This is a genomic window from Halalkaliarchaeum desulfuricum, assembly GCF_002952775.1.
GTDB classification, from domain to species: Archaea; Halobacteriota; Halobacteria; order Halobacteriales; family Haloferacaceae; genus Halalkaliarchaeum; species Halalkaliarchaeum desulfuricum.
Map to the genome: position 1 here is coordinate 1,418,792 of NZ_CP025066.1, position 13,590 is coordinate 1,432,381.

Annotated in this window: 10 protein-coding genes; 3 read left to right on the plus strand and 7 right to left on the minus strand. The window is 66.9% G+C overall.

All coding sequences use genetic code 11. The annotated features are described in order from the left end of the window. Positions 1-28 precede the first annotated feature (28 nt). The gene (locus AArcSl_RS07005; protein WP_119816914.1) at positions 29-574 is read left to right on the plus strand and encodes a DUF5797 family protein; all 546 of its coding nucleotides are present in this window, start codon (positions 29-31) and stop codon (positions 572-574) included. A 10-nt stretch (positions 575-584) separates the two neighbouring features. On the opposite strand, the gene AArcSl_RS07010 is transcribed toward AArcSl_RS07005, so the two are convergent. The 3 genes from AArcSl_RS07010 to thiL all read right to left on the minus strand — a co-directional run bounded on the left by AArcSl_RS07010 (position 585) and on the right by thiL (position 3,612). Continuing rightward, positions 585-1,622: a DUF5787 family protein gene (locus tag AArcSl_RS07010; RefSeq protein WP_119816918.1), complete on the minus strand. Its 1,038-nt coding sequence runs from the start codon at positions 1,620-1,622 to the stop codon at positions 585-587. A gap of 25 nt (positions 1,623-1,647) precedes the next feature. Beyond that, the gene (locus AArcSl_RS07015; protein WP_119816921.1) at positions 1,648-2,628 is read right to left on the minus strand and encodes a PLP-dependent cysteine synthase family protein; all 981 of its coding nucleotides are present in this window, start codon (positions 2,626-2,628) and stop codon (positions 1,648-1,650) included. Between the two features lie 84 nt (positions 2,629-2,712). Continuing rightward, positions 2,713-3,612 carry a thiamine-phosphate kinase gene (gene thiL / locus AArcSl_RS07020; RefSeq protein WP_119816924.1) on the minus strand — a complete coding sequence of 300 codons (900 nt, stop codon included), beginning with the start codon at positions 3,610-3,612 and terminating at the stop codon, positions 2,713-2,715. 113 nt (positions 3,613-3,725) lie between these two features. Here thiL and AArcSl_RS07025 point away from each other — a divergent pair, with 113 nt between their 5' ends. Further along, on the plus strand, positions 3,726-4,757 hold the full coding sequence (locus AArcSl_RS07025) for a lysylphosphatidylglycerol synthase transmembrane domain-containing protein (protein WP_119816927.1): 1,032 nt from the start codon (positions 3,726-3,728) through the stop codon (positions 4,755-4,757). 2 nt (positions 4,758-4,759) lie between these two features. Here the strand turns inward: AArcSl_RS07025 and AArcSl_RS07030 are convergent, their stop codons facing one another. The 4 genes from AArcSl_RS07030 to AArcSl_RS07045 form a co-directional block, all read right to left on the minus strand. Then, the gene (locus AArcSl_RS07030; RefSeq protein WP_119816930.1) at positions 4,760-8,755 is read right to left on the minus strand and encodes a glucodextranase DOMON-like domain-containing protein; all 3,996 of its coding nucleotides are present in this window, start codon (positions 8,753-8,755) and stop codon (positions 4,760-4,762) included. Between the two features lie 106 nt (positions 8,756-8,861). Continuing rightward, positions 8,862-9,926 carry a sugar ABC transporter permease gene (locus AArcSl_RS07035; protein WP_119816933.1) on the minus strand — a complete coding sequence of 355 codons (1,065 nt, stop codon included), beginning with the start codon at positions 9,924-9,926 and terminating at the stop codon, positions 8,862-8,864. Beyond that, the gene (locus tag AArcSl_RS07040; RefSeq protein ID WP_119816936.1) at positions 9,923-10,954 is read right to left on the minus strand and encodes a carbohydrate ABC transporter permease; all 1,032 of its coding nucleotides are present in this window, start codon (positions 10,952-10,954) and stop codon (positions 9,923-9,925) included. The genes AArcSl_RS07035 and AArcSl_RS07040 overlap by 4 nt, the downstream gene beginning before the upstream one ends. Positions 10,955-10,974: 20 nt before the next feature. Then, positions 10,975-12,258, minus strand: coding sequence for an extracellular solute-binding protein (locus tag AArcSl_RS07045; protein ID WP_193588508.1), 1,284 nt, complete (start codon positions 12,256-12,258; stop codon positions 10,975-10,977). Between the two features lie 173 nt (positions 12,259-12,431). Here AArcSl_RS07045 and AArcSl_RS07050 point away from each other — a divergent pair, with 173 nt between their 5' ends. Continuing rightward, the gene (locus AArcSl_RS07050) at positions 12,432-13,565 is read left to right on the plus strand and encodes an ABC transporter ATP-binding protein (protein WP_119816938.1); all 1,134 of its coding nucleotides are present in this window, start codon (positions 12,432-12,434) and stop codon (positions 13,563-13,565) included. The last annotated feature ends 25 nt before the right edge of the window (positions 13,566-13,590 follow it).

The window sequence follows — 13,590 nt, forward strand, 5'->3', positions numbered from 1 at the left end:
CTTATAAGCGTCCCTCCAACGACGGCGCATGCCCCTCACCGAGGAGGAACGAACGCGACTGGCCGACGTCGTGGCGCTGCAGCCGACGAAGAACAGCGAACTCGGCGATCGGTGGGGACTCGAGTCGGGAAGTGACGTGCACCGATATCTGGAAGACCACCTGAAAGAGTACTACTACCGCGACGAGGACAGCCTGATCCGGGCGACCGAGGAGGCCGCCGAACTGGTCGACGTCGAACCCGGCGTCGAGTCGGGAACCGACCGGAGTCCCGGGAACGACAACGGAGACGACGGCGGCGAAAAACGAGGCACCGTTCCGGACGTGATCCGAGTCCCGGAGCTCCAAGCGCAGATCTTCGCCGTCGTCGCCGGTCACGAAGAACGCTCCGAGAGCGTGGTGAGCGTGCTCCAGAAGCTCAGAGCGGAGTTCGACGTCGATCCCGACGCCGCAGACGTCAGAAAGGGACTGCGGAGCCTCGAACGGAAAGGCGTGGTCGAGGTCGTCTACCGGACCGTGCCGACGTTCAAACTCGCCGTCGAGCGCGGCGCAGTCACCGTCGAGACGGCCGAGTGACCGCGGTCGATCACGCGCCGTCGCGTTCCCGCGTCCTGACTCGCCTGCGACGCCGCCGGAGCAGCCGCTTGATTCCCTTCCCGGGGCCGCCTTCGATCGGCCATCCGCGGGTGCGCCAGGCCGGCGGTTCCGGCGAGAACGCGGGACAGTCGCCCGAACACTCCGCAGCCGTCTGTTTTCTCACCTTCGCCGTACACCACGGCGACAACAGCCGACCGTCCCGCCGGAGTTCGAACGAGCGGCAGTCGGGACGCATCGTTCGGTGGTACGAACGCCAGCCGCGGCCGTAGGCCCGTTCGGCGAGTTCGAGCCGTCTGCGCCGGCGGTCCGCCGATCGGTCGCCGCCCTCGGAGGGATCGCCCGCGTCGAGCCGGCTCGGAAGCCACTCCACGCTGGCGGCTTCCGGGCGGACGCCCGCCGAGAAGTCGAACGCCAGCACGCCCGCCTCGACCGGGAAGTCCGCGAGGAGTGCCCGCTCGACCCGCCCCCCGGTCGAGGCGGTCGCGAGCCACACCTCGTCGGCCAGGCCCCGATCGACATCGTGTTGGAGCTGGTCTGCAAGCGCCCGGGCGGCGGAGGCGTCCAGGTCCGGCTTGTTCTCGATCGCGACGATCCGCCGAACCCAGTCGGGATACGGAGCGATCCGCCTGATCTGGATCCGGTTCCCGTTCCGCCGGGTTTCAAGGAGGTCCCGGGCCGCAGCTCGGTGGATCGTCTCCCGGACGTATCGCCACGGATAGCCGGGGTCCGGAAGGGCGTCGCGATACCACTCCCAGCCGGCGGGGGCGTTCCGGACGACGAACAGGAGATCCGAGTCGAGTTCGCGGGCACCGAACGCGGCCCGCTCGCGCAACCCGGCGGGGTCGGCCTCGACGATCACGGTGTCCCACCGGCGTTTTCGGGTGCCGAGCTGCCGGGCGACGACGGTGGCACTGGAGGGGGTACCCGAAGAGGAGGTCGGTACGTTCGACCCCGCCGGTGGCCACGCGAGTTCCGCCCAGCGGGACACCCGGAGTTCGAACGAGAACTCGCCGCCGGAGGAGCTCATCGGCGCCCGGTGTGTCGCTTCCGGGTCATCCGGTCCACTCCTCGAAGCTGCCGTACAGGCCCTTCGAGAGGTAGCGTTCACTGGAGTCGGGGAACACGGTGACGACAGCGTCGTGGGGGGCCTCGAGCTCCCCGTCGCGGATCGCCCGGGCGACCCGCCGTGCAGCGACGCTGTTTGCGGCCGCAGAAGAGGCGACCAGCTGTCCCTCCTCGGCGGCGAGCCGCTGCATCTCCTGGTGGACGTCCCGGTCGGAGATCGCGTACACGTCGTCGACCAGTTCCGGATCGAACAGCTCGTTGGTCGAGGTGTCGTGTGTGCCGATCCCCTCTGTCTTGTACTCCCCCTCCTCGATGTCCCGATCGAGGAACTCCCGGAAGATCGACCCCTCGGGCTCGACCGCGATAACGAGCGTGTCGGGGTGCTGCTCGCGGGCGTACTGCCCCATCCCCATCAGCGTCCCGCCGGTGCCACAGCCGACCACGACGGCGCCGACCCGGCCCTCGAGCGCCTCGTAACACTCCGGGCCGGTGGTCTCGTAGTGAGCCTCGACGTTCAACGGGTTGGCGAACTGCTGGGGGACCGCGGCGTTGTCGAGTTCGTCGGCGAGTTCGTGGGCCCGCTGGATGGCAAAACCCATCCCCTCCGCGGTTGGGGTGTTGATCACCTCGGCGCCGAGCGCGCGCATGAGCCGCTGTTTCTCGACGGAGAAGCCCTCGGGGACGACGAAGACGGCCTCCAGATCGAGCTGTCCGGCCGCGACCGCCAGCCCGATTCCGGTGTTTCCGGCGGTGGGCTCGATCACCGTTCCGCCGGGATCCAGCTCCCCGCGTTCGAGCATACGCTCGAGCATGTACTTCCCGATGCGGTCCTTGACCGACGCGCCGGGGTTGAACGACTCCAGCTTCGCGTACACTGGCACCTCCTCGGGCGATGCCTGGACGCGAACCAGCGGCGTCTCGCCGACCGTCTCCAGCACGGAACCGAGGGGTTCCCGGTGGGTCGTCATGGCCGGAAAAACGACAGCCCGGCTTGAGTAAGTTGCTATCCGGGCGAAGTGACCGTCTCCGAGCGGTTCCCGAACGGGACCCCGTCACTCGTGTGTGTATCCGCGGTCCGGCAACGGCCGACCAGTTGAATCGTCCGGACCGCCGACGACCGTCACCCCCTCCCCCGGGTCGGTGACACGACCGACCAGGGTGAGCGGGACCGGACAGTCCTCCCTCGCGGCAGCGAGTGCGGATTTCGGCAGCGTACAGACGAGTTCGAAATCCTCGCCGACGTGGACGGCCCGTTCGAACAGCACTTCGGGGTCGTCGAACAGCTCCTCGAGCTCCGAGTGAACCGGGAGCGCGTCGGCATCGACCCGAAATCCGCAGCCGCTCGCCTCCGCAAGCTGGTGGAGCGACCGGGCGAGCCCGTCGCTGGAGTCCATCATCGCCGTCGCCTCGGGGGCGAGTGCCCGCCCAGCCTCGATCCGAGGGTCGAACCGGAACAGGTCGTTGGCCCGCTCGATGTCGCCGGCGTCGAACAGTTCGAGGGCGGCCGCCGTCCGCCCCCATTCGCCGGTCACGCAGACGACCTCCCCCGGTGAGGCGCCCGATCGCGGGACCGGATCGTCGGCCCGACCGACAGCGGTCGTCGTCACCGTGAGCTCCCGGTGGGTGTCGAGGTCGCCGCCGACGTAGTCGGTCCCGACGCGTTCACAGACGTCACGGGCTCCCTCGACGAAGGCGGTGAGCGGCTCCTCCTCCAGTGCCGTGGGGGCGTAGGCGGCCACCGCCCCGATCGGTTCCGCACCCATGGCGGCGACGTCGGACAGCGAGACGCCGACCGAGCGCCAGCCCACCGTGTAGGCAGTGGTCCCCTCGGGGAAGTCCGTCGACGCGTGAAGCATGTCGATCGTGAGGACGAGCCCGTCGACGACGGCGCAGTCGTCGCCCGCGTGCGGGAGGTCGGCGGCGAGCAGCCGGAGCGCGTCGCGTTCGTTCACGTCCGTGTGTCGGCAGGACCAGTAAAAGGGGTTTGCACACGGCAGGCAGGAGTTTATAAGACAGACGGGAGGCAGTCGACGATTGTTTAAAAGCGACGGACGCAACGTCCCGTATGTCGCTTCGCGAGCGCCTCCGGACGCTGTTTGGCTTCGCTGCAGCGCTCGGGATCGTGGTGGCGCTTGCGGCCCTCGTCGGCGTCGAGGAGTTTGTCGAGACGCTCGTCGCTGCCGACCTCGCGCTCGTGGGTGCCGCCGGCGTCGTCGCGCTCGGGTGGTTCCTCTCGTGGGGGATGGCGCTACGGTCGGTGCTTTCGAGCCTGGGGGTTCCGGTCTCGCGGTTCCGCGGGTTCCTGCTGTACGGCGTCGCCGCCTTCGCCAACAACGTCACGCCGTTCGGCCAGGCGGGCGGAGAGCCGGTGACAGCGCTGTATCTCTCGCGGGCGACGGATCTCGAGTACGAACGCGGACTCGCGGCGATCGCGAGCGTCGACACCGTAAACCTCCTGCCGTCGACGGGGTTCGCCCTGGTGGCGTTGCTCTGGCTCGCCGCGACTGCGACCGTCGGCGACGACGTTCTGCTTGCGGCGGGCGCCGCCGCCGGCGTCGGAGTGACGCTCGCGATCGCTGCCGGGTTCGCCTGGCGGTTCCGGATCCGCCTCGCCGACGCGGTCGCCCCACGGATCGCCGGGATCATCTCGCGGGTTGCGACGGTCGTCCCCCGGCTGTCCGGGCCGACGGCCGCCGGGATCCGCCGCCGGATCGACGGCTTCTTCGGGGCGATCCGGCGCGTGGGAACCGACCGCCGGCGGCTCGCGGTCACGCTCTCGTGGTCGGCCATCGGGTGGGCGTGTCAGGTGCTCGCACTGTGGCTCGCCCTGGCTGCTGTCGGTTCGCCGATCCCGATCTCGGTGGCGGCGCTGGTAGTGCCGCTCGGGGCGGTTGCCGGCGGGCTCCCGCTTCCGGGCGGGGCCGGCGGGATCGAGGGGGCGCTGGTGGCGCTGCTCGTTGCCGCCCCCGTCGAGGTGACCGCGGCGGCGGCGCTGGCGGGCGTGATCGTCTTCCGTGGGTTCGTCTACTGGCTCCCCGTCGTCGTCGGCGGCAGCGTCGTCGGGCTAACCACCGTCCGGGAAGCCGGCCGGAGCTGATTTCACTCCCGATCGTCCTCGTCGCCGGCGCGTCGCTCCGCGAGCGACTTCGCTGCCCATCCCGCCGCGCCGACTGCCGCCGCACCCGCGCCGATCCCGAATCCGGGCGTCTCGGTGTCGGTCTCCGCCGGTTCCGTCGGCGTCTCGGGATCCGTCTCCGTTTCGTCGTCCGTCTCGTCGCCCTCCTCGTCTGTTTCCCCCTCGGTTTCTCCTGCGGCGTCCTCGTCGTCAGGCTCGCCGGCCGCCTCGAGCAGTTCCTCCCGCGTCAGGTCGCCGAGGGTGACGTACGGCAAAACCGGCGGCGAGTCGGCGTCGTACTCGCCGAACGCCCCGGATCGATCGACCTCCTCGGGCGTGATCAGATCCATCACCTTCGGGTTCGGGACGCCGTCCTCGCCCCCGCCGATGACGTGGGTGTCGGCCTCCGCGGCGATCGCCCGGAGGCCGCCCTCGCCGAAGCCGTCGAACGGACAGACGACCGCGGCGATCGCCACCCCCGTCTCGCGGTCCCACCCGATCGCGGCCTTCGGAACGTCGAACCGGATCGTGTGCTGGTCGGCGTCGACGGATACGTCCCGGGTGACGCCCTCGCCGGCGGCGTCCTCGACACCTGCGCCCGCCTCGGGATTGACGTTCACCCGGTAGTTGTACGGCGCCTCGAAGGCGACATTGGTCGCGGTTCTCCCCTGGGTCGTGGCGGGATCGTCCGTTTCGGGATCGAACACGTACACCTGCGGGAGCTGGTGGCTGAATCCGACGTCGAACTCCCAGGGGTTCTCGAGGGGTTCCGTAAATCGGTAGTCGAACCGGACCCTGTCCCGCGATTCGTGGACCTCCAGCCGGTCGATGTCCCACGCTCCCTCGTAGTAGTCATCGCCGGTCGGTATCTCGTAGGTTCCGGGCCCGTTGCCGGTTCCAGTCTCGACATCGAAGGTCGCCACCTCCTCGAACGGAGTGACCAGGGGAACGTACCCGATCTCAGCCGGCGAGTCGGAATCGTACGAAAGGGCCGTCTCGCGGTCGATGTCGACGTCGACGACCAGGTCGATCACGTTCGGGTTGGCGTCGTCGTCCCGGCCGCCGCCGAAGACGTCCGGGCCCGCTTCGGCCTCGACGGGGCGGACATCGCCGGGCGCGTCGGAGTCGTATCCCAGAAGGAGCGGCGCGACCGAGAGGTCCTCGACGTCGGCGTCGAATGCCCACTTCGGGACCTCGGCGACGATCGCGCCCGTGACCTCGTTCGTCTTCACCTCTCCCGCTGCAAGCAGCTCTCCATCCGGCGATTCGACCCGGCTACCGTGCTCGCCGTCGGCGACGACACGGTACTGGTACGGCGCCGCGAGTTCGGCGTTGACGCCCTCGCGGGCGACCGTCGTGCCGTCGTCGCGCTCCGGGTCCCGGACGTACACCTGCAGGTGCTGCAGCGAGAACCCGCCCGGAAGCTCCCACGGGTTCGTCAGGTCGCCGTCGATCTCCGCCCGGAACTGGTAGGCGTCGGGCGTCTCGTGGACGCCGAAGGCCGCGAGGTCGAACGCCCCGTCGACGTACTCCTCGCCCGTCGGGTAGACGTACTCGTCGGCGCCGTAGTCGGTTCCCGACTCGACGTCGGGTTCGGAGATCGGGCTGCCGATCTCGAGCAGATCCGGCGTCTCGAGTACGGCGATCGTTTCGACCTCCACAGCGCGGGCGTCGCTGAGCGTCTCCACGCTTATATCCTCGCCGGAGACGTGATCGACCCCGCCGACGCTGGGGCGGAGGAACACCTGTGCGGGTCCGGCCTCGAAGTTGACGACGACCACGACCCGTTCTGGACCGTCGACGTCGTCGATATCGCCCGCGTCCCGGCCGAACACGAGGACGTCGCTCGCGGAGTTGTACCACGCGCCCGACAGCGTCGCATCCGGTTTCAGGACGTCCAGTTCCTGGTACGCGGCCACGAGGGACTGATAAAAGTCGAGATGCCCCTCGTCGTACTCCGACCAGTTCATGAACGCGCGCTGCTTGCCGCCGGGATGGACGTCACCGTCGCGATGGTCGGCTTCGCCCATGTGACGGCCCTCCCCGTTGACGGAGATCGCCCGCTCCATCCCGTAGTAGATGTGCGGCACCCCGGGGAGGGTGACGCCGGCTGCCCACACCGCCCGCTGGGCCTTTTTGGGGTCGTCACGGGAACCGTCCAGCGCTTCGTTGAGGACACGGTACTCGTCGTGGTTCTCGACGGCGTTCAAGATAAGCGAGTAATCGGGGAAGCCCTGACGCCTGCGGTCCCTGACTCGGTCGAACAGGTCGGCGCCGGCTGCCTCGCCGCGGGCGACCGCGTGGGCCGGGACGGTGAACCCGTCGGTGTCGAAGTGCATGTCGAACTCGTTTTCCGAGAACGCCGGGTCGTTCGGGATCGCCTCGTCGAGCAGCAGGAACGCCGAGTTGTTCGCACGAACGACCTCCCGGAGGTCCTTCCAGAAGCTGTGGGGGACGCCCCACGCGATGTCACACCGGAAGCCGTCGACGCCGACCTCCCCCGACCAGAACTCGGCGACTGCGAGCATGTACTCCCGGAGCGCGACGTTGTCGAAGTTGAAGTTCGGGTGGAGCTGGAGGTTCCAGAACCCGGTGGCAAACGGGGCGGGCTCGAGCTGCCGTCCCTCGTACTCCCGGGGCGTGTCGATGCGGTCGAACCAGTCGAAGTACGGGGAGTCGCGGTCCCACTCCTCGACGATCGGCCAGTACTCGGGCTCCTCGGTCTGGCTGGCGATCGTGTCCTGGAACTCCGGAAGCGTGCGGCCGCCGTGGTTGACGACGAGATCGAGCACCACCCTGATGTCCCGATCGTGGCAAGCGTCGACGAACTCGCGGTACGCCGACAGCGGGTCGGTTCCCGCCGGCGCGAGGTCGTCTGCGACACCGAAGTAGTCGGTGATGTCGTAGCCGTGCGGTCCGCCGCCGGGCAAGTCGCGCTCGGCGCTGACGGCGGGATGGATCGGCGTGAGCCAGACGGCATCGATCCCGAGTTCCTCGAGGTAGTCGACACCGCGGGCGACGTCGTCGCCGTCGATCAGGCTGTCGAAGGTGGTCGCGCCGCGCTCGCCGGCCCACGACCGGGTGAAGATCTGATACATTACCCCGTCGTGCATCCACTCCGGCGCGCGGTTCGGCAGGTGGACGTCGCCGTCCGGGTGGAGTTCGACGCTGTCGGTGACGCTCGTCCGGTCGCCGTCGTGGACGACCGCGTACACCCGGCCCGACTCGCCGCCGAGCGCGTCAGCTGGAACGGTCGCCGTCACCCCGTCGACCGAGATGGCATCAGTCGACAGCCCGTCCCGGTCGTCGGCGAGGAAGAACGCCTCGAGGTCGTCGGAATCCGCCCGGCTGTCCGGTGCGAGCGCGGCGTTCGTGTCGATCTCGAAGGCGTCGGCGTCCGGATCGTACGCGGCATCGAGTTCCAGCCGGGGCGACCCGGCTGGCGCGTCCTCGTCGTCCGGCAGCGCACGGATCGTCAGTTCGTGGGTGCCGTCCGGCGCGTCGAGTTCGAGCGTGTACGTCCCAGCCACATCGGCCTCGAACTCGGCGGTGTTATCCCGACCCTCGTCGTATCGGGGACGGTCTTCGAACAGCGATGAGGCGTATGTGAGTTCGGCGTCGCTGCCGGCTGGCCGGTCGACGACCGACCAGGAGAAGTCATCGGCCGCGTAGTTGTCTGGGTCGGCCGACGGCTGCGGCGACCCGGGCGCGAGGTTGTCGCGGTCGCCGATGTACTCGGGACCGACCCACGCCGTGTTCCAGAGCTTCTCGCCGACGGCGACGAACAGTGGTTCGCCCGGGTGATACGAACCCGTGCCGGTGGGATCGTCGAGGTCGACGTCGGACGCCGGAAAACGGTTCGTCGCCGCCCCCGCGCCGGCGACCGTCGACAGGAGGCCGAGGCCGGCGAGGCCGCCGAGGACTGTTCGTCGATGAGTACTGTGCGTGTAGTTTTCACGTGTCGTGTCGTCGTCAGTCATGGTTTGAGTCGGGGATCCTGCAGTCGGAACCGTTCGACACCGATCCGTTCGGTGCCTGGAGTCGAAACCGTTCGATGTAGCGGGGGAACGAGGCGGCCGGTGAGTGTTATCCCTCCATGCCGCCGAAGGAGAGGCCGCTCTCGACGGATCGCTGTGCCATGAAGTAGACGATCGCAACCGGGAGCGCGAACAGGTTCGCGAACGCCGCAAAGCGCGTCCACGGCGTCTGGAACCGACCCTCGGTCGCGAGGTTGTACAGCTCGACGGAGAGCGGATAGTTCTCCGGGGAGAGAAGCGTCTGAGCGATGATGAACTCGTTCCACCCGGCGAGCCAGATGAAGATCAGGATGACGGCGAGCCCCGGCTTCGTCAGCGGGATGATAACCTCCCGGATCGTCTGCAGGAAGCTCGCACCGTCGACCATCGCCGCCTCCTCGTAGGAGACGGGGATGTTGTCCATGTACGTCTTCAACAGCCAGGTGTTGAACGGGATCGCCCCTGCGGCGTAGAACAGCCCGAGGATAAAGAGGTTGTTCGTCAGGCCGTACGCACTGAAAAGGGAGTACAGCGCCACGAGCGTCGCGATCGACAGCCCGGCGCCGATCTGGGTGAACAGCACATAGCCGTAGAGGATCCGCTTGCGGGCGATGAAGCTCTTCCGGGAGAACGCGTACGCACCGGGCACGACCATGAGGAAGCCGGCCGCAAGCGTCACCGAGACGATGTAGAGGCTGTTGAAAAGCGCCCCCGGACCGGTTTCGGTTCCTGCCCAGCCGACGCTCAACGGGATCAGTCCACCTCCACCGATCACGAGCTGGGGGTAGCCCCAGTCGCCGTCGACGAAGAAGAAGTCGGATTCGAAGACGACCCAGTGGTACGCTTGCAGGTTGTACGTCGCTGGATCCGGGAAGATCCCGGCGGTGTTGAACAGCCGGGTGCCTTCCGCGAGCGACGCGGTGGTGATCCAGTACAGCGGGAACAGCAACACGAGCAGCATGACGACGCCGACGAGCGTCATCAGGACGCTCTTTGCGACGTCCAGGACGCTACGTTGCCCCGTCCGGACGTCGTAAATCGTCCGCTGGATCATGACGCCGAACCGCTTGGGCGTGGCTGCGAAGTGAACGAGCTTGCCGTAAAGCAGGTTCACAGTCGAACGGATCGCGCTCACGAGTCATCCACCCCCTCGGCGAGGCGCCCGTACTTCACGGCGAAGTACATGAACACCCCGATGAACGCGATCGCGATGATCAGGATCGCCGCCGAGAGCCCGAACTCGTTGAACGTGATCGCCTCCCGGTAGCCGTACACGATGATCAGTTCGTTCTGTCTCGCCGGACCGCCCTGGTTGAACACCCATGGGATCAGGAACTGCTGGAAGGAGGTCGCGCCGGTGAGGATCGACGCGAAAAGCACCGGCCGTTTGATCGCCGGCAGCGTCACGTTCACGAAGCGATGCAGGTAGCCCGCGCCGTCGACCATTGCCGCCTCGTTGAGCTCACGGGGGACGTCCTGGAGCGCGCTCACGATGATGATCACCATAAAGGGGTACGCGAGCCATACCTCGGTCACGACGTATGCGAAAAACGCCTCCCAGCGCCCGCTCAGAAAGCCGATCGGGATGTCGACGAGCAGCGCCTGCGGCGCGGAGACGCTCGCGAAGAAGACCGCGGCGTCGATTCCGGAAACGATCCACTGGACGAGTTCGTTGTACCGACCGAGAACCACGTTGAACACACCGAATCGGGCGTCGCTGAACATTCCTCGCCAGATGGTGATCGTGAAGATGGCCGGGAAGCCGAGCGGTACGATGACGATGGCGCGCATGTACCGCTTGCCGGCGACCCGCGCGTGGTTCAAAAGCAAAGCGATGCCGACGGAGACGAACACCTTGATCACGAGCGAGACGGCGACGAACAGCCACGTGACCGACATCGACGTCCAGAACTGCGAGTCGGTCAGCAACTTGACGTAGTTGTCGAGGCCGGTGAGCTCGGCGCCGCCACCGATGACCGACCCCGCGAACGTCGCGTCGGTGAGCGAGATGTAGAACAGATAGAAGATGGGGTACAGCATGAAACTGGAGAACAGAATGACTCCGGGTACGACGAGCAACAGTCCCCAGTCACGTCTCGTAAACGGTACCGACTCGCCGACCCTCTCGAGGGCGGCCTTCCCTCCGGCTGTGGAAGAAGCCATGTGGTAGACGTCCCGAGTTCTCAGATCTGCTCGCGGATCTCCTCGGCGGCCTGGTCGAGCGCGGCATCGCGGTCCTGTTCGTCGTCGAACACGCGGCTCAGCGCTTCCTCCACCGGGATCCACACACTGTCCATGTTCGGATGAGTCGGCATCGGAACGCCGTGATCGACCTGCTGGGCGAACGCCTGCACGTTCGCCGGCAGGTCGTTACCCTCGACGAGTTCCTCGAGCACCGGGATGTAGCCGTGGTGGTCGGCGTTGTTGGAGACGACCTCCTCGTTCGTCGTGTACCACTCCACGAAGTCGGTAATCGCGTCGACGGTCGACTGATCACCGTCGGCCAGCATGGAGCTGAAGTAGAACATCTGGACCCCCGAGAACGTCCGCGGATGGTTCCCGTCGACGGTGGGCAGTGCCGTGACGCCGAGGTTGTCGATTTCCTCGACGAGGTTCCCGAGCTCCCACGGACCGTTGATCGCAAACGGCGCGAGGCCGTCGGCGAAGGCGACGATCTGTGACTCGTAGCTCGGGTCCGCCGGGATGTAGTCGAACAGCGTCTCCAGCGCCTCCAGCCCCTGCTTGACCTCGTCGGAATCGACGCCGACCTCGTGGGCGCCCTCGTCGTAGAGATCGCCGCCGTACGCCTGCAGGAAGCCGCTCGCGAAGTACGGGTCCGTCGCGGGATAGGAGAGACCGTACTCTCCGGCAGCGGGGTCGTGGTAGTCGTTCATGATCTCGACCATCTCGTCGAACGTCTCCGGCGGCTCCGAGACCATGTCCTCGTTGTAAAACAGGGTGACCGTCTCGGAGGCGAACGGGAGCCCGTACAGGCCACCGTCGAACTGGACCGCGTCCCGTGCGGCGCCGGTGTACGCGTCGAGATCGACGTCGATGTCGTCGGTCGCGTCGTACAGGAACGGCGGCTCTTCACGGACCGCGAATCGGCCGACCCAGTCGTGGGCCCAGACCCACGAGTCCGGCCCGTCGCCGGCGGGGATCGCCGTCTCGAGCTGTTCGTCGAGTTCGCCACCGGGAGCCTCCTTGTCGATGACGTGGCCGGTCTCGGCCTCGAACTCCGCGATGTAGTCCTCGAGGTCGTCCTCCTCGGCCTCGAGCATGTCGACCCACATCATCGCCTGGCCGGTGGCCGCCTCGTCGTCCGAATCTGCCTCGCCGTCAGGATCCGTCTCGTCGTCTTGACCCGCCCCGTCGGGCTCTTCCTCGGTTGTCACACAGCCCGCGAGCGTCGCGAGCGCGGTCGATCCGCCAATCGCCTTGAGCAGCGTCCGACGTCTCCTGTCCATGCGCATAACGAGTGATGAATTACATTTTCATACATTTAGTCCTTGGGATGCCTCTCTGAAATCGTTACATATTCGAGTTGATGTCTTTGGCCAATATTTTAGAAAACTTTTTTCATCAATCTTTGGAAATTTGGCGAAGAGTTAATACCGACGCCCCGTGTTGTTCACCAAGAATGGCGGACGTTACGTTAGACGGTCTCAGAAAGGAGTTCGACAGGGGGACGATCGTCGCGGTCGACGACATCGACCTCGAGATCGAGGACGGCGAGTTCGTCACCGTGGTCGGTCCGTCGGGATGCGGGAAGACGACGACGCTCCGGATGGTCGCCGGGCTGGAGGAGCCGACTGCCGGTCGGGTGCTGTTCGACGGCGAGGACGTCACCGACATCCACGCGAAGGACCGCCCCGTCGCGATGGTGTTCCAAAACTACGCGCTGTACCCGCACAAGACGGTGCTGGAGAACATGGAATTCGGCCTCAGGATGAGCACGGACATGGCCAAAGAGGAGCGCCACGAGCGGGTCAGGGAGATGGCCGAAATGATGGGTATCGAGGAACTCCTCGAGGACAGCCCCGACGAACTGTCCGGCGGGCAGAAACAGCGGGTCGCGCTGGGGCGCGCGATCGTCCGGGAGCCGGAGGTGTTCCTCTTCGACGAGCCGCTGTCGAACCTCGACGCCAAGCTCCGCACCGAGATGCGCGCGGAGATCCAGAAGCTCCAAAAGGAGTTCGACGTCACGGCGATGTACGTCACCCACGACCAGGAGGAGGCGATGACGATGGGCGACCGGCTCGCGATCCTCGACGGCGGCAAACTCCAGCAGGTCGGTGAGCCGACCGAGGTGTACGAAAACCCTGTCAACGAGTTCGTCGCCGGCTTCATCGGGTCGCCGTCGATGAACTTCCTCGAAGTCACCGTCGAGAGGGATGGCTCGGCCGTGAGGTTGACCAACAGGGACGTCGGGTTCGAGTTCGAACTCAGCCAGGAGTACGTGACCGGACACGAACTCGCGGACACTACCTACACGCTGGGCGTCCGTCCGGAGAACATCGACATCTCCGAGCGGATCACCGGCGAGGAGACGATGACGGCGACCGTGGAGGTGGTCGAACCAATCGGCTCGGACAACTACGTCCACCTCGACGTCACGCCGGACTTCCTGGCGCGATCGGATCCGTCGATCAGACCGGAGCCCGACGACGAGGTCGGCGTCGACTTCCGCGAGGCCGACATTCATCTGTTCCATCCCGAAACCGGCAAGGACGTGTTCCTCTCGGAACGAGAGATCGAAGCGGCGACGCCCTGAGGACGGCTGTCGACCGGTAGGTCGC